General features: G+C 40.4%; 15 protein-coding genes and 1 other annotated feature. Of the genes, 12 read left to right on the forward strand and 3 right to left on the reverse strand.

What is annotated here, in order from left to right; all coding sequences use genetic code 11:
- Positions 1-64: 64 nt before the first annotated feature.
- From hemC to ysxE, 8 genes are all read left to right on the forward strand, one after another.
- Complete coding sequence (hemC, locus tag ACFO3P_RS18950; protein ID WP_193062331.1) at positions 65-991, forward strand: hydroxymethylbilane synthase; 927 nt, start codon at positions 65-67, stop codon at positions 989-991.
- 2 nt (positions 992-993) lie between these two features.
- Positions 994-1,761 (forward strand): uroporphyrinogen-III synthase, encoded by a 768-nt coding sequence (locus tag ACFO3P_RS18955; protein ID WP_193062329.1) that lies wholly within the window; start codon positions 994-996, stop codon positions 1,759-1,761.
- The gene (hemB, locus tag ACFO3P_RS18960; protein ID WP_042534412.1) at positions 1,754-2,737 is read left to right on the forward strand and encodes a porphobilinogen synthase; all 984 of its coding nucleotides are present in this window, start codon (positions 1,754-1,756) and stop codon (positions 2,735-2,737) included. The genes ACFO3P_RS18955 and hemB overlap by 8 nt, the downstream gene beginning before the upstream one ends.
- A gap of 12 nt (positions 2,738-2,749) precedes the next feature.
- Positions 2,750-4,036 carry a glutamate-1-semialdehyde 2,1-aminomutase gene (gene hemL / locus ACFO3P_RS18965; RefSeq protein WP_193062327.1) on the forward strand — a complete coding sequence of 429 codons (1,287 nt, stop codon included), beginning with the start codon at positions 2,750-2,752 and terminating at the stop codon, positions 4,034-4,036.
- 307 nt (positions 4,037-4,343) lie between these two features.
- The gene (locus ACFO3P_RS18970; protein ID WP_354005214.1) at positions 4,344-4,652 is read left to right on the forward strand and encodes a hypothetical protein; all 309 of its coding nucleotides are present in this window, start codon (positions 4,344-4,346) and stop codon (positions 4,650-4,652) included.
- A complete protein-coding gene (locus ACFO3P_RS18975) occupies positions 4,615-4,869 on the forward strand; it encodes a GNAT family N-acetyltransferase (protein WP_354005213.1) in 255 nt (84 codons plus the stop codon). The genes ACFO3P_RS18970 and ACFO3P_RS18975 overlap by 38 nt, the downstream gene beginning before the upstream one ends.
- Positions 4,870-5,018: 149 nt before the next feature.
- Positions 5,019-6,266, forward strand: a complete 1,248-nt coding sequence (gene spoVID / locus ACFO3P_RS18980) for a stage VI sporulation protein D (RefSeq protein WP_289584818.1) — start codon at positions 5,019-5,021, stop codon at positions 6,264-6,266.
- 154 nt (positions 6,267-6,420) lie between these two features.
- Positions 6,421-7,419 (forward strand): spore coat protein YsxE, encoded by a 999-nt coding sequence (gene ysxE, locus ACFO3P_RS18985; RefSeq protein ID WP_193062323.1) that lies wholly within the window; start codon positions 6,421-6,423, stop codon positions 7,417-7,419.
- Here the strand turns inward: ysxE and ACFO3P_RS18990 are convergent.
- Positions 7,416-7,604, reverse strand: a complete 189-nt coding sequence (locus tag ACFO3P_RS18990) for a hypothetical protein (protein ID WP_193062321.1) — start codon at positions 7,602-7,604, stop codon at positions 7,416-7,418. The genes ysxE and ACFO3P_RS18990 overlap by 4 nt on opposite strands.
- Positions 7,605-7,810: 206 nt before the next feature.
- Positions 7,811-8,056, forward strand: a binding site (T-box leader).
- Positions 8,057-8,109: 53 nt separating this feature from the next.
- Between ACFO3P_RS18990 and ACFO3P_RS18995 the strand changes: the two genes are divergently transcribed.
- Complete coding sequence (locus tag ACFO3P_RS18995; RefSeq protein WP_193062319.1) at positions 8,110-10,755, forward strand: valine--tRNA ligase; 2,646 nt, start codon at positions 8,110-8,112, stop codon at positions 10,753-10,755.
- A 24-nt stretch (positions 10,756-10,779) separates the two neighbouring features.
- On the opposite strand, the gene ACFO3P_RS19000 is transcribed toward ACFO3P_RS18995, so the two are convergent.
- Together ACFO3P_RS19000 and ACFO3P_RS19005 are read right to left on the reverse strand one after the other, a co-directional pair.
- The gene (locus tag ACFO3P_RS19000; RefSeq protein WP_256704754.1) at positions 10,780-11,628 is read right to left on the reverse strand and encodes an ATP-grasp domain-containing protein; all 849 of its coding nucleotides are present in this window, start codon (positions 11,626-11,628) and stop codon (positions 10,780-10,782) included.
- Positions 11,625-12,521, reverse strand: a complete 897-nt coding sequence (locus ACFO3P_RS19005) for a RimK family alpha-L-glutamate ligase (RefSeq protein ID WP_042534400.1) — start codon at positions 12,519-12,521, stop codon at positions 11,625-11,627. The genes ACFO3P_RS19000 and ACFO3P_RS19005 overlap by 4 nt, the downstream gene beginning before the upstream one ends.
- Positions 12,522-12,726: 205 nt before the next feature.
- On the opposite strand from ACFO3P_RS19005, the gene ACFO3P_RS19010 reads away from it, so the two are divergent.
- From ACFO3P_RS19010 to radC, 3 genes are all read left to right on the forward strand, one after another.
- Entirely contained in the window at positions 12,727-13,983 is a 1,257-nt protein-coding gene (locus ACFO3P_RS19010) for a bifunctional folylpolyglutamate synthase/dihydrofolate synthase (RefSeq protein ID WP_289584817.1), read from the forward strand.
- Positions 13,984-14,100: 117 nt separating this feature from the next.
- Complete coding sequence (locus tag ACFO3P_RS19015; protein ID WP_042534396.1) at positions 14,101-14,961, forward strand: SPOR domain-containing protein; 861 nt, start codon at positions 14,101-14,103, stop codon at positions 14,959-14,961.
- A gap of 352 nt (positions 14,962-15,313) precedes the next feature.
- Positions 15,314-16,000, forward strand: a complete 687-nt coding sequence (gene radC / locus ACFO3P_RS19020) for a RadC family protein (protein ID WP_084612981.1) — start codon at positions 15,314-15,316, stop codon at positions 15,998-16,000.
- Positions 16,001-16,254: the final 254 nt, after the last annotated feature.

Here is a 16,254-nt window from a genome sequence, read left to right on the forward strand (position 1 = left end):
TCTAGATTTGGCAACTTTTGAACACGTATTAGAATAAACCCGGAAAAATCGAGGAGGAGACATCATGCGAAAAATAATTGTTGGTTCGAGAAAAAGTAATTTAGCAATGACACAAACGAAATGGGTTATTGATCAGCTGAAAAAAGCTGGTGTAGAAAATGAATTTGAGATAAAAAAGATTGTTACAAAAGGAGATCAAATCCTTGATGTAACTTTATCAAAAGTTGGCGGAAAAGGTCTTTTTGTAAAAGAAATTGAAAAAGCAATGTTTGACAAGGAGATTGACTTTGCTGTTCACAGCATGAAGGATATGCCTTCTTCTCTTCCTGAAGGACTGGAGATTTCCTCTATTCCGGACAGAGAAGACCATCGCGATGCCTATATTGCGAAAAATAATATTAAATTAGCAGACCTTAAAGAAGGCTCGATTGTCGGCACAAGCAGCTTACGCAGAGGGGCACAAATTCTTGCTGCCAGACCGGATTTAGAGATTAAATGGATTCGAGGTAATGTGGAAACACGAATTCGAAAACTAAATGAAGAAGACTACGATGCAATTATTTTGGCTGTATCCGGATTAAAGCGAGTCGGTTTAAGTGAGGATCTGATTACAGAATACCTGGATCCGGAAATCTGTGTACCTGCTGTAGGACAGGGTTCTCTTGCAATTGAAAGCCGTGCAGAGGATACAGAATTAAAAGAAATCGTCCGAAAGATTCATAATGAATATACCGCCAAAACGGTACTGGCGGAACGTACTTTTCTGCATTTATTGGAGGGAGGCTGTCAAGTTCCTATTGGCGGCTATGCTTATTTAGATGGCGAAGAAATTGTATTAACTGCTTTAGTAGGTACGCCCGATGGACAAACGATTTTGAAGGAAGTTGTCCGCGGTAACGACTCTGTACAAGTTGGTAAGCAGGCAGCAGAAATATTAATGAATCAGGGAGCTAAAGATATCGTTGACCGTGTCAAAGAGGAGATGGAATAATCATGGGTAAGCCGCTTCACGGGGAGCGCATATTGATTACGAGAGAAGAGACAAAAGCTGCTGAGATGGCGGGAAAAGTCACAAAGCTGGGTGGAAGTCCGGTCATCGTCCCAATGATTAAAATAAATTTTCTAAAACAGTTTGAAGATACTTCTGTACTGGAACGTCTCTCGGATTTCAGCTGGGTATTTATAACAAGTGCCAACGGGGTGGAGGGTTTTTTTCAGCTGCTCCGTAAACAGCAGATAAAACTGCCACAAGAATTGAAGATAGGGATCGTCGGGAAGAAAACAGAAGAAGTATTGCATCGATATGGTTATACTGCTTCTTTTGTTCCAGAAACCTTTGATGCCCAGGCGATGGCAGAAGCGTTTATTTCTTTTTACACATTGAATAAGCCAGTGCTGCTGATACGGGGAAATTTATCAAGGCCGACGCTTCCAGAAAAACTGAAAGAAGCACAGATTGCTTATGAGACTTTGGAAGTATATGAGACAACGTATTGTATGGAATCCAAACAAAAGTTGAATCAAGTGCTTTCCGCCGTGGATTATATCACGTTTACAAGTCCATCAACAGCAGAAGCGTTTGTGCAATTGGCAGAATATATACCAAAAAATGCAACATATATTTGTATCGGTAATACGACGGAAGAAAAGGCGAGGGAATTAGGAATTTCTGATGTATATACGTCAACGCCTTATACCGCAGATGCGATGTTGGATTTAATTTCAACGATTGCAAATGAAAGGAAGATAAATCATGAGTGAATTTACATTTGACAGACATCGGCGTTTGCGTTCATCTGTTTCGATGCGCGCACTCGTTCAAGAAACACACCTACGGGCAACGGATTTTATTTATCCGATATTTGTTATTGAAGGAGAAGACATCCGAAATGAGGTTTCTTCCATGCCGGGAGTTTTCCAGGTTTCTTTTGATCATTTATTGAAGGAAGTGGAGGAAGCATATCAATTAGGAATTCGTTCACTTATTTTGTTTGGTGTGGTAGAAGAAAAGGACGAAATCGGCTCTGAGGCTTTTCATGATCATGGAATTATTCAGGAAGCCACAAGAATCGTGAAACAAGCGTATCCAGAAATGCTTGTAGTCGCAGATACCTGTTTATGCGAATACACGTCGCATGGACATTGTGGCGTAATTGAAAATGGAGATGTAGCCAATGATGCTTCTCTGGAGCTGTTAGCTAAAACAGCTGTATCTCAGGCAAAGGCAGGTGCCGATATTATTGCTCCTTCCAATATGATGGACGGATTCGTAACCGTCATCCGCCATGCTTTGGATGAAGCCGGTTTTCATCATATTCCGATTATGTCCTATGCGGTGAAATATGCTTCCGCTTATTACGGACCTTTCCGTGATGCAGCAGACAGTACACCTCAATTTGGAGACAGGAAAACATATCAGATGAACCCTGCTAACCGTTTAGAGGCAATCCGTGAAGCGAAATCGGATATTAAAGAAGGCGCTGATTTCTTAATTGTAAAACCAAGCCTGTCTTATATGGATATTATGCGTGAGGTGAAAGACAATTTTGACGTGCCCGTCGTTGCGTATAACGTGAGCGGGGAGTATTCCATGATTAAAGCAGCTGCTTTAAATGGCTGGATTGATGAGAAAAAATTAGTGACAGAAACCCTGCTATCAATGAAACGTGCAGGCGCAGACTTAATTATTACCTATTTTGCAAAAGATGTGGCAAAATGGTTGCAAGAAGATAAATAAGGGAGGAAGAGCATGGTAAACACAAGGTCAGTAGATGCTTATAAAGAAGCGGTTGATTTAATGCCCGGCGGAGTGAATTCTCCGGTACGTGCATTTAAATCAGTGGGATTGGATCCGATTTTTATGGAAGAAGGAAAAGGCTCTAAAATTACCGATATTGATGGCAACACGTATATTGACTACGTATTAAGCTGGGGTCCGTTGATTTTAGGACATGCTGATGAGCGTGTAACGGAAAGCTTAAAGGAAGTTGTTGAAAAAGGGACAAGCTTTGGAGCGCCTTCATTGTTAGAAAATCAGCTTGCAAAGCTTGTTATCGATCGTGTCCCATCCATTGAAATGGTGCGAATGGTCAATTCCGGAACAGAAGCAACGATGAGTGCAATTCGTCTGGCGCGCGGCTACACCAACCGGGATTTGATTATTAAATTTGAAGGAAGCTATCACGGTCACGGGGACTCCCTGCTGATTAAGGCAGGTTCCGGTGTCGCAACACTTGGCCTTCCAGACAGCCCTGGAGTACCAGAGAATATCGCGAAGAATACAATCACTGTTCCTTATAATGATGTCGATAGTCTGAAGCTTGCTTTTGAGCATTATGGTGACAAAATTGCAGCGGTAATTATGGAGCCTGTATGTGGAAATATGGGAGTCGTGCCTCCAAAAGAAGGTTTCTTACAAGCTGTTCGCGACATTACGGAGCAAAATGGCTCACTTCTTATCTTTGATGAGGTAATGTCTGGTTTCCGTGTCGACTACTACAGCGCGCAGGGACATTTTGATGTTACTCCGGATTTGACTTGTCTTGGTAAAGTTATTGGCGGCGGTCTGCCTGTCGGCGCGTACGGCGGAAAACGTGAAATTATTGAGCAGATTGCACCGACTGGTCCGATTTATCAAGCCGGTACATTATCCGGTAACCCCTTAGCTATGACAGCGGGCTATGAATCGTTAGCGTCCTTGTCAGAAGCGTCCTATGAAGAAATTAATAAAAAAGTGGACCGTCTTACAGAAGGATTCCGCCAGGCGGCAGATAAATATGATATACCGCTTCATATTAATCGTGCCGGTTCAATGGTCGGTGTATTCTTCACAGATCAGGAAGTTGTCGATTTTGAAACGGCGCAATCCTCTAATTTAGACTACTTTGCGCAATATTACCGTGCGATGATTGAAGAAGGCGTATTTTTGCCGCCATCTCAATTTGAAGGATTATTCTTATCTACTGCACATACAGATGAGGATATTGAAAAGACAATTGCAGCAGTGCATACTGCTTTTTCTAAGATTGAAAAGTAATTATAAAAAGATTAGTAAAAGAGAAATCCAAGTGGGTTTCTCTTTTTTTAGGAATAAGAGGGAAGTCGACTCATGCGGGAAAAGCAACAGGTAGACCTGAGCAGGAAGCGGTTTTCTTACCGTGCGGCTAAGCCGTTGCCCGCGGAAAGCGACTTCCTGAGACTGCGATTACTCGCCCCATCGAAAACCGTCGTAGCGGACATCTGCTCGGCAAGAATACCAGTATTTTAAAGACCAAGTGATTTTCTTGGTTTTTCTTACTGACAGGATATTACTTTCACAAAATTTCAGGCGGGGTGATCATACAATGATGCTGTTTCAAAATAATAAGCTAACCGTTCGTGAATTAGCAAAAGAGGATAATTATTTACTGGCAAAGTGGCTTTCTGATCCGGCAGTTCTTCAATTTTACGATGGGAGAGATAATCCATTTGATTTAGAAAAAGTGAATGAAAAATTTTATCCGCTTCAAGACAATGTAGTCCGATGTATCATAGCTTTTGATAGTTTAGAAATCGGTTACATTCAATATTATCTATTAAATATAAATACGAGAAAAAAATACGGTTATTTATGGAATGGATCAATTTATAGGAGAAACGCAATACTGGGATAGAGGTATTGGCAGCCTCCTGATCAAGTCGATGGTTGCTTATTTAATTAACAAGAAACGCATAAATAAAGTCGTCATGGATCCTCAAGCCTGGAATAAAAGAGCGATTCGCTGTTACGAGAAAAGTGGTTTTAAGAAAATAAAATTACTTCCTTGCCATGAACTGCATGAGGGGGAATATCGGGATTGCTGGTTAATGGAATACCGGGAAACAGAGTGATTTTTGAAGGGCATTTAACATAAACGATACCCCGGCTTTTCTTGTTTGCTTTAAACCAATCTTCCTCCTTAGCATATTCCGCGGTTTCTTATCATATAAATGATAACGAATGATTCGCATCTGGACTGTTTGCGAGAGGAGGAATACATTTGTCAGTAGATTCTAATTCATTTATTTTTGAACTGGAAGAATCACTGTTTTTTGAAAAAGGACAGGAAGTAGAAGAACTCAGGGGAATTTCCATTGAACCAGAAATAACAATCGAATCATTAGATAACTATATTTCTATCCATGGCAATCTTGAGCTGCAGGGAGAATATCAAAAAGTAAATGGTGAAGAAGAAGGAGAAGAGATTTTTGACTTTGATCAAATTCAAGCTAAGCGTTATGTCGAAAGTATTAGAGAGGTAAATGGACTGTATGTATTCACCCATAAATTTCCTGTAGATATATCTGTGCCGCCTCATCGGGTGAATAAAATAGAAGATGTCACGGTGCAAATTGAATCCTTTGATTATGATTTATTAGGTGCAGATAGTTTAAAAATTACTGCTGCGGTTGAGATTCAAGGGATTTTACAGGATGAAGCATATCGTCCGTCAGAAGAAAATTGGGAAACAGCAGAAGCGGATCAAGAACAGGTAGGAGACACATTTTCCTTTGAAATAGAACTTCCGGAAGAAGCATTGACCCGCAATGAACAAACGATCTCGGAAGATCAGAAAAAATTAGAAGAATTGCTAGCGTTGGAAGAAGAAATAAAACCGGAAGTTGAGCCGATATTAGAAGAAAGCCATTCGGAAGAAGCATTAATTCGTAATGAGCAAACGATATCGAAAGATCAGAAAAAAATGGAAGAACTATTAACATTGCAAGAAAGCCATTCAGAAGAGGAGCCAGAAGATGACCCGGATCGATGGAAAGTAAAGTCACAGCCTCTTTCTGAATATTTTGAGTCTCTTTCGAAAGGAAAGGCTTCAGAGGATGATTCAGAAGAAGAAGAGCAGGTGGAAGAGGTATTAGAAGCTGAGGAAGATATGGAGATGACAGAGGAGAAACCAGGCTGGGATGTCGCTGATGAATCCGAGGTGATTGATTATATAGAAGATACCTTCTATCCAGATACACCCAGGGAGGAAGAAATACTGGTGGCTGAAGAAACGAAAAAAGAGGGGGAACGAACAGAAAGCGAATCGTTACTATCTCAGATTTTCCGTGAAGCAGACGAGAATCATTATGCCAAAATGCGTCTGTGCATTGTTCAGGAGAATGACACAATCGATACCATAGCAGAACGGTTTGCAATCAGCCCGCTGCAATTAATCAAGCATAACCAATTAGAAGAAGAATTGGAAGTAAATGAAGGACAGCTGCTTTATATTCCATCTAAACAATAAATAAAGACTCTGCACAAATAATGAATGAGATTATTTGTGCCGGAGTTTTACATAATCTATGTTTTTAATTATTTTATACAGGTTAATATTCAGATGTAATGCAGATTTGATATACACGAGCAATTCCGAGTTTACAAATAAGGGGTGACATGTAGTGAATATATGGAAGAAGGTCCTGGAAGCATATCATATCTATCCCGTCAGTATCGAAAAACAGACAGAGCGTGTTGTAAAAGTATTTGACGGTATGCAGGAATATGCTTTGAAGCGCAGTTTTTTAACAGAACAGACGATGGAGAATTGGCAGCATGTCTACCGTATTGCTCGTGAAAAAAATGTGACAGAGATTTTACCTGTGTATTTAACCCGGGACAATGCATTTTTTCATAAGGAGGAAAACTTTTACTATTATTTAACACCTTGGATTGACTCTCCGGAGGTCACAGATTCCGCGTATAACATTGAGCGAACAATGCAGACACTTGCACAGATTCATAAAAAGACAAGGCAGACCAGCCGTATTAAATCCGATCGTCTTAAAGAATCATTTCAAGGATTTTCGAGCTTTTGCAAGCAATCCTTAGATCAGCTCCATGTTCGCGTCACCGATTATGAAAGCCGAAAATATATGTCACCGTTTGAACTGCTTTATTGCACGCATTATAAGGGTGTTTGCCATGCTGTAGGGCTGCTGCAAGATAAACTGTATCAAATCTATGGAGAGGAAGAAACGGAGATTTTATGGTCTTCCAGCTTATGTCATCAACGAGTCGATGATACGCATTCAAAGGGAGGCTATTTAATTAATTGGGAATCAGGTGGTTTTGAACATCCGGCACGTGATTTATCCCATTATTTCCGAGGATTGACAGGCGCTTATAACCAGCCTGAAGAAACGATACAGCAAGCATTTACCGTCTATCAAAAAACAAATCATCTGACTGTAAAGGAAATGCATCTTGTTTCTGTCTATTTACTAAATCCATCATTCTATTTAAGTGTACTCAAGAATTATACAGACCGCCGCACAAAGAAATCGATGGTTAATCAGGTCAAAGAGCTGCAGCAGCAATTCCGTCGTTTAGAATTTGGGATGAATTGGGTGGAGTTTATACAAGAAACATATGAGTCCAAGGAAGAACAGCCAGACTAAATCCATTGCAGATAAAAAGCTACCACTAGACCAATTAGGAGTCCAAGTAATAAAATATCAAGTGTTGTTGGTATTAAAAGCGTCCGGATAAGCTGGAAAATCATAATTGGTGTACACACGGTTTCCGCAACAAAAATACATTTTCTAGCCCATGGCGGGAGCCGGTAACGATAGAAACGAGACATCTTTTTTCACCTCCTGTTTGTTTGATAAAGATAAACTTTAGAAATTTGATATATTATGTTATGTATAAATGCTTGAAAGGTGTGTCAATAATATAGATACACTTTTTTTAATGAACCGGGAACAAGCCTATTTATCGGTAAATATATGAAAATCTAGTTGACGTTCTCAGAAGGAAACGATAAAATAAATGTTACGAAGAAAACATACGAACACGTGGAAGAGAAGTAGTAAAGAAAAAACGCTCTTAGAGAGGGAAATCCTGTGCTGAAAATTTCCTGGGAAGGTTGTTCTTGAAGTCGTCTCTGATGTAGAATCTTTGAAAAATGGAGTAGGAGATTCCGGTTGTCAGCCGATATTCATGACCATAAGTGTGCTTCAATCAGGCTGCAACAGCTTTTATTGATCAGCAAACAAAGGTGGTACCACGGAAATATACCTTTTCGTCCTTTATGTATAAGGATGAAAAGGTTTTTTTAGTTGAATGAATGAAGGAGGTTTTTTAACATGTCAGATAAACAAAATCAGCTTCCTCCTAAATATAATCCACAAGAAGTGGAAGCAGGAAGATATCAATTTTGGTTAGATGGGAAGTTTTTTGAAGCAAAAGATGATCCGAAGAAGGAGCCGTATTCCATTGTGATTCCGCCGCCAAATGTAACAGGACGATTGCATTTAGGGCATGCATGGGATACCACGATGCAGGATACAATCACACGTATGAAGCGTATGCAGGGCTATGATGTATTATGGCTTCCTGGAATGGATCATGCGGGGATTGCTACCCAGGCGAAGGTAGAAGCAAAATTAAAAGAATTGGGAACCAGCCGCTATGAGCTTGGACGGGAGAAATTTCTTGAAAAATCCTGGGAGTGGAAAGAGGAATATGCAAGCTTTATCCGCTCGCAGTGGGAGAAGCTTGGACTTGGATTAGACTATTCCCGGGAACGTTTCACGTTAGATGAAGGTTTGTCTAAAGCTGTTCGGGAGGTATTTGTCCGTCTTTACGAAAAAGGATTGATTTATCGCGGCGAATATATTATTAACTGGGATCCCTCCACGAAAACAGCTCTTTCTGATATTGAGGTGATTTATGAAGAGATTCCAGGGAAATTTTATCATATGCGCTACCCGATAAAGGATAGTGATGAAACAATTGAGATTGCGACAACCCGGCCGGAAACTATGCTCGGTGATACGGCGGTTGCGGTGCATCCAAAAGATGAACGCTATCAGCATTTAATCGGAAAAACGGTTATCCTGCCGATTGTAGGAAGAGAAATGCAAATTGTTGCAGATGATTATGTAGATATGGAGCTTGGCTCCGGAGCAGTTAAAATTACACCTGCTCATGATCCGAATGACTTTGAGATTGGGAACCGTCATAATCTAGAGCGTGTGCTTGTGATGAACGAAGATGGCACCATGAATGAAAATGCAGGGAAGTATCAGGGATTAGACCGTTTTGAATGCCGGAAGCAGCTGGTTAAAGACCTGCAAGAGCAGGGTGTGCTCTTTGAAATCGAAGAACGTCCGCATCAGGTCGGGCATTCGGAGAGAAGCGGTGCAGTGGTAGAGCCTTACTTATCTACACAATGGTTTGTAAAAATGGAGCCGTTGGCAGAATCAGCTTTGAAGATGCAGGATTCTGACGCGGAAAAAGTCAACTTTGTACCAGAGCGATTTGAAAAAACATATTTCAACTGGATGGATAATATCCGTGACTGGTGTATTTCCAGACAATTATGGTGGGGGCACCGGATTCCGGCCTGGTACCATAAAGTAACAGGTGAAATTTATGTAGGTAAAGAAACGCCGGAGGATGTTGAAAACTGGGAGCAGGATGAGGATGTATTGGATACATGGTTCTCATCTGCCTTATGGCCGTTCTCTACCATGGGCTGGCCGAATGAAGAATCCGCTGATTTGAAACGTTATTTCCCTACCAATGTTTTGGTAACAGGCTATGATATTATTTTCTTCTGGGTATCCCGGATGATTTTCCAATCAAAGGAATTTATGAATGAACGTCCATTTGAGGATACATTGCTGCATGGCTTAATTCGTGATGCTGAAGGAAGAAAAATGAGTAAATCCCTGGGGAACGGTGTAGACCCGATGGATGTCATTGATAAATACGGTGCCGATTCGCTGCGTTATTTCTTAATGACTGGTTCTACACCTGGTCAGGACCTGCGTTTTCATTGGGAACGAATCGAGTCTACCTGGAATTTTGCCAATAAAGTATGGAATGCCTCCCGTTTTTCTCTGATGAATATGGAAGGGTTCCAGTATGAGGATATTGATTTAACAGGGGACTTAACGGTTGCAGACAGATGGATTTTATCCCGATTGAATGAAACAATTGACCATGTAACGAGAAATGCAGATAAATATGAATTTGGCGAAGCAGGAAGATATCTCTACAACTTTATTTGGGATGAATTCTGTGATTGGTACATTGAAATGGCTAAGCTGGCGCTGTATGGTGAAGATGAAGCCAAGAAAAATACAACCCGTTCTGTATTGGCACATGTATTAGACCAGACGATGCGTATGCTGCATCCGTTTATGCCTTTTATTACAGAGGAGATCTGGCAGCAGCTTCCGCATGAAGGAGCATCTATTACAGTCAGCGAATGGCCAAAAGTAAATCCGGCATTTGATGATAAAAAAGCAGTTTCTGAAATGCAGCGCTTAGTTGCTATTATCAAATCTGTACGTAACAGCCGGGCAGAGGTAGATACACCGATGTCTAAGCAAATTGAGATACTTATCTCCGCAGAAAATGAAGAGCTTGTGCAGGAATTAGAAAAGAATCGGGAGTATTTAGAGCGTTTCTGTAACCCGAGCTCTCTGCAAATTGCAGAAGATATTGCAGCACCGGACAAAGCGATGACCTCTGTTGTGACAGGTGCAGAAATCTTCCTTCCTTTAGAAGGCCTGATTGACTTTGATAAAGAAATCGCACGTTTGGAAAACGAACTCGCTAAATGGAACAAAGAAGTAGAAAGAGTGCAGAAAAAGCTCTCTAACCAAGGCTTTATCAGCAAAGCACCAGAATCCTTAGTGGAAGAAGAAAAACAAAAAGAAAAAGATTATCTGGATAAACAGGCGAAAGTAAAAGCCCGTTTAGCAGAATTAAAACAGTAATTAAAAATGCTATGAGACAATTTCTCATAGCATTTTTTCTTTTATATACGTTACATATTCTTCTAATATATTGATATCGCTGAGTTTGCTCAACGTACGCGAACCAACGGCGTCTTCAATTTCATTAAATATAAATTCTCCATTTTCCGTGAACATAAAATCAATACCGGCAAGGCCGAAATCATAAGCATTTATAATTGTTTGAACGATACTTTTTTCTGTTTCATTTAACGTATACAGAGATGCTGTTCCGCCAAGAGAGTAGTTTGCTCGAAAATCGTTTAAGTTCTCACGTAAAACAGCTGCTATAATCCTTGTACCAATCACGAACACGCGTAAATCCTTGCCCGGCTGAATATGTTGAGAAGACTGAAGTACATAGTCTTCGGTCAGGCTCTGGCGGTATGCTTCCCATTCTTTTTGGCTATGAAGCATCGCAACCTGCTTTCCTCCTTTCCCATTAGCTGTTTTGGCAACAAAAGGGAAGTTAAAAGGCAAGGAGGGAGGGGCCATCTTTCCGGGGAAAAAATAGGTTTCCGGAACAGGAATACCTAGTTGCTGGATAGCGAGATAGCCATATGCTTTATGATTAAATGTTTCTGAGATTATAGAGTGATTAAATACGGTAATTCCCATTTGTTCTAATTGTTTATTGAGCAGAGGTTCCATTGTCCGGATAACTGCGAAATCTGCACAGATTTCTTCTCCATTCGCATAGATAACCTGTTTATTTTGATTTATGCCAATCGATAGATCTTCCCTGATCAATAATCTGAGATAGATGGATTGCTTTTTAGCTTCATCTATAAACCAGTCGATATAGCTTTTATTTCTTATTGAATCTGCTTTCGTATATATCAGCCATCCATTCATCGGGAAAGCTCCTTTTTTATATAAGTTATCATGTAATCAGCGGCGTTGACGCCCGTACACTCATAAAGATTGCGGATATGTGCATTCGCATTTATTTCACAAATCAGCAGTTCACTGTCTTGGCCAAACAATAAATCGACACCGGCAAAATCAGCTCCAATGGCTTTAGCTGCTGCTACAGCCAGCTTTTCTGTATTCTCATTAAGGGGAAAGGGCAGCATTTTGCCTCCATTAGTTACATTTGCCCGAAAATCTACTTCGTTTTGCCGTTCCACAGCAGTTATCGCTTTGTCACCAACTACCTGAACGCGAATATCCCTGCCTCTGCTTTCCTCTATATAACGCTGAAATACGAAGGGGCGCTCGCCAATATTCGAGATAATATCTGTTAAGCTCTGTTGATTGTCGATTAAATGAACCTGTTCACCAAAGGAGCCATATGCTTCTTTCACAATCAGCGGAAATCCAAAATGATTGATTATTTCCTGGATATAGTCGGATGGCAGATTATCTGCATGATATTTTTTAGGAGCAATAACCGTTTCCGGAATAGGAAGCTGATTTCTCATGAGCATTTGATAGGTGTAGATTTTATCGTCGCTGATTTCGATAGCAAGTGAACTATTAAAGACACGAACCCCCAACTGCTCCAGCTGTCTTGCCAGATAAATATCCTTGTCGATAAAAAAAGCAAAATCAGGCAGTTTATTATGGTTTGGTATAGGTGACACCGTTCCATTTTTCGGGCATAATAAAGTTAAAACCGCATCATTTTTTAAACAAATGGTTTTCATTTTTTGTTTTGCAGCGGCTTCTTCAATCATAGTTGCATAATCGATAAATTTATCCGTTGCGATACTTCCATTAATAATAATCCAGCCAGTATAATTCAAAGTTGTACATCCTTTCTGCTAAAGGGTGAAAATTTAGCTATTGGTCAATTTCTCCTGATAACCTTAAGGCAGTCACTGAGGAGATGAAGCGGCCACTTCCCTGTATAAAAAAATTTTTAGCTGTATGTAATATAGCAGGGAAAAGCACAGACGCTTATGCTGTGATAATTAGTATACGATGAAATAGATAAAGGAGGAAAGAAAGATGCGTACGAACATCCATGAATTTTTTGAAAAACGTCAGAAGCTTGGTGTACAGCCTGGACTAGACCGGATAGAAGCATTATTAGAAGCTTTAGATCATCCGGAGAAGAAGTTTACTTCGGTCCACATTGCCGGTACAAACGGAAAAGGGTCCACAGGAGCTTTTTTGCAGGCTGCTTTAAGAGCAAATCGTTATCGGATTGGAACCTTTACATCACCGAGTTTAAACGGTTTAACCGGGTTTATCCTTTACAACGGGGAATTTATTTCAGAAGATGTATTTGCAGAGTTGTTTGAGGAAATAGAACCGGTCATTGAACAAATGGATCGAGAAGGCAAACCGCCAAGCCATTTTGAAATTATGACAGCAATGGCATTTTTATATTTCTCCAGAAATGTTGATATAGCTATTATTGAAGCTGGTATGGGCGGAAGAGACGATACGACCAATGTGATACAACCAGTTTTATCCATTATTACCACGGTTTCCAAGGACCATACTGCTTTTTTGGGAGATACACTTGTGGAAATCGCAGCGCATAAAGCTGGAATTATAAAACCTCATACTCCGATTATAACAGGGGTAGAGGGAGAGGCACTCACTCCAATTGTTAATGAAGCAAATAAAAATAGAGCAGTATTATATCGTTTTGGGATGGACTTTACGATGGAAAATATCCAGATAGATGAATTTGAATGGAAAAACCTTGGCTCACGTTACCGAGTAAAGCTTCGGACAATTGGATTACATCAGCATCATAATGCTTCCGTAGCGATACAGGCGTTAAAAGTGTTAAAAAATCGATTCGGTCATCTGGATATGCACACGTCCATCGAAGCAATCCAAAAAGTGACCATCCCCGGCAGAATGGAAAAGATTCATGATAACCCGTTTATTCTAGTAGATGGTGCTCATAACGAAGCAGGAGTAAGAGCTTTTATTAAAACTGTGAGAGCTATTTATCCAAGAAGAAAAGTACATGTACTGTTTGCAGCTTTTAAAGATAAGGATATAGAAGAAATGCAGCGTCTGCTGGCAGATGTCTTTCCAAACTTATATATAACATCGTTTGATCATCCCCGGGCAGCTGCCCTAACCGATTATCCGCTGCAAGATAAGGGAGAGCAGGTCGAGGACTGGCAGGCATGGATGAAAGAAAAAATAAAAACGTCAATGGCACCGATCCTGATAACAGGTTCCTTTCATTTTGTTGATTATATCCGTTCTTTTGTGAAGTCACTTGAAGCGTCTGAATAGAGGGAGGATTATTAAGAAAATTGTAGAACGATTATAATAGATAGTGTCATGATTCGCCTTACTTTTTACAAGGGCTGTGCTAGAGTGAAACAAAACTGGCACTGGAGGGCTGGATGAATGACAAAACATAAACTGCATAGAATAAAAGATACGAAAGGTACTTGGACATACAAAGTCCATACATCCTCCAAAGATGATAGTGCAGAAAGAACATCGGCAGCAACGCTGGAGAACGAACCAGAAGAAACAGACATCACCACGCTGACAGCCGTTAAAGGCACGAATAAGGGAAAATTAAAAAGAAATCCTGTATGGAAAACAATCCTGATTAGTGGGGGAAGTGCTGTGCTTGTCGGTACCTTGATTGGTTTTTTAATTTTCCGGATGTTTCTGCAGGTTGATACACCGACAAGTGCTGAAAATCCATCCCAAACAACCCCAGCGGTAACGCCGGCAGAAAAAGAAGAAGCCAGTCCAGATGTTATTGCTGTCACACTCGCTTCGTTAGAAACCTATATCCTTCAAGCAGGTGTTTTTTCAGATCAAGAAAATGCTGACCCATTAATCGCCAGCTTGAAGAATTTAAATATTCCATCTGTATTTTTTGACAGGGATGGGGAGTTTTATCTAATGGCAGGAGTTGCATCGTCAGAGGATGCTGCACAGGCTCTTGCTGCATCCCTTTCCGATAATCAAGCAGAGCTTTATGTGAAGGCATGGGGAACGCAGACAAAGGACATAGAAATGACCGAAGCAGAAAGGGAATGGATCACAGCGTTTCAAGCTTTTTTTGAGGAGCAGCTTCAGCAGACAGAGTCCAATCAGCCGATTCCTGAGGAAGAGATAGCTGCTCTAGTGGACAAGGCTCCTGCAGAGACTGTGGCGATTGATGAATTATTAAGCAGCATAACCGAAATGCAAGGAGAGCCTTCTTTTTACCAATTGTTGACCTGGATGAAAATCTATGACGAATTATAGGGAGCAGACGTTATAAAACCCTTAGAAAGCTGGATTGAGATGCCCGCTTTCTAAGGGTTTTATAATGAACTGCTGATTTTACATAAAATTTATTTTTATAGTAGTACAAGGTTATCAAAACAACAATTTTTTATTAGAAAACAACGATTATTACTAGATAATTCTTATTGAAAATGGATAATTGTCAAGTTGTAGGAAAAGTGTGTTCTCGCTATGATATAAAGGAAACTTCATTCAGCGAAAGTTTTATCTCCGTTGAAGAAGGAACAAAGGCTAAGTTTACGCCGTCTCTGGGACATTTGTGACCAACAGCCAGTTGAACTGCAATAAATAAACGAAAGGCGGGATACCCGTGGCAAAACCAATTTTTATACGAGATTTACCTACAGAAGACAGACCGAGGGAGCGTTTGTTAAAGCATGGAGCGGATAAGTTGAGCAATCAGGAAATACTTTCTATTCTAATCGGCAGCGGCTCTAAAAATGAACCTGTCCAATTACTAGCAGACCGTATTTTGATGCATTTTGAAGGAATTAAACTGCTAAGAGATGCCACCGTGGAAGAATTGACAGCGATTAAAGGGATTGGAACGGCAAAAAGTTTAAATATACTGGCTGCCATTGAGCTTGGAAAGCGAATCAGCAGCTATAAGCCGGTGGATGCCTATGTAATCCGCTCTCCAGAAGACGGCGCGAATTACGTTATGGAAGAGATGCGTAATTTATCACAGGAGCATTTTGTAGCGCTTTTTTTAAATACTAAAAATCAAATCATTCACCGGCAGACTATCTTTATCGGTTCGTTGAATGCTTCTATCGTCCACCCCCGTGAGCTGTTCCGGGAAGCTGTAAAACGGTCAGCCGCCTCCATACTAGTTTGCCATAACCACCCCTCCGGAGATCCAACCCCCTCACAAGAAGATATTCTTGTTACAAAGCGTCTTGTCGAATCTGGAGATATCATTGGAATAAAGGTTATTGATCATTTAGTTATTGGGAATGAGTGTTTTGTTTCATTAAAACAAAAAGGATACTTATAAATACTATCTATTTTAGCGTTTTTTTCGTATAATTATATTTGGAATTAATTTTCAGCGCCATTTTTCGGAAAATATAAAAGTGGCGCTTCTTAGAATTGTATAAAGTATCACTCCATTCTGCAGGGCGGTTCTTTTCATCCCCTGCAAACGAAGCTTTACTGCGAAAGGAATACATTCTAGAGTGCTGATATAAAACGAAATTGCCTTCCAAGGGAATTTTACGGATGGCTATCCGTGATAGAGGAACAGCTAAA

It is taken from the genome of Oceanobacillus aidingensis (genome assembly GCF_042654105.1).
GTDB classification, from domain to species: Bacteria; Bacillota; Bacilli; order Bacillales; family Amphibacillaceae; genus Oceanobacillus; species Oceanobacillus oncorhynchi.

Excerpts from the sequence above, each read along its gene's own strand:
- ACFO3P_RS19000 (WP_256704754.1), bottom strand. The coding sequence starts at position 11,628 with ATGAATGGATGGCTGATATATACGAAAGCAGATTCAATAAGAAATAAA.
- ACFO3P_RS18975 (WP_354005213.1), top strand. The coding sequence starts at position 4,615 with ATGGATCAATTTATAGGAGAAACGCAATACTGGGATAGAGGTATTGGC.
- hemC (WP_193062331.1), top strand. The coding sequence starts at position 65 with ATGCGAAAAATAATTGTTGGTTCGAGAAAAAGTAATTTAGCAATGACA.
- ACFO3P_RS19010 (WP_289584817.1), top strand. The coding sequence starts at position 12,727 with ATGCGTACGAACATCCATGAATTTTTTGAAAAACGTCAGAAGCTTGGT.
- hemB (WP_042534412.1), top strand. The coding sequence starts at position 1,754 with ATGAGTGAATTTACATTTGACAGACATCGGCGTTTGCGTTCATCTGTT.
- ACFO3P_RS19015 (WP_042534396.1), top strand. The coding sequence starts at position 14,101 with ATGACAAAACATAAACTGCATAGAATAAAAGATACGAAAGGTACTTGG.
- ACFO3P_RS18995 (WP_193062319.1), top strand. The coding sequence starts at position 8,110 with ATGTCAGATAAACAAAATCAGCTTCCTCCTAAATATAATCCACAAGAA.
- hemL (WP_193062327.1), top strand. The coding sequence starts at position 2,750 with ATGGTAAACACAAGGTCAGTAGATGCTTATAAAGAAGCGGTTGATTTA.
- ACFO3P_RS18990 (WP_193062321.1), bottom strand. The coding sequence starts at position 7,604 with ATGTCTCGTTTCTATCGTTACCGGCTCCCGCCATGGGCTAGAAAATGT.
- ACFO3P_RS18970 (WP_354005214.1), top strand. The coding sequence starts at position 4,344 with ATGATGCTGTTTCAAAATAATAAGCTAACCGTTCGTGAATTAGCAAAA.
- ACFO3P_RS18955 (WP_193062329.1), top strand. The coding sequence starts at position 994 with ATGGGTAAGCCGCTTCACGGGGAGCGCATATTGATTACGAGAGAAGAG.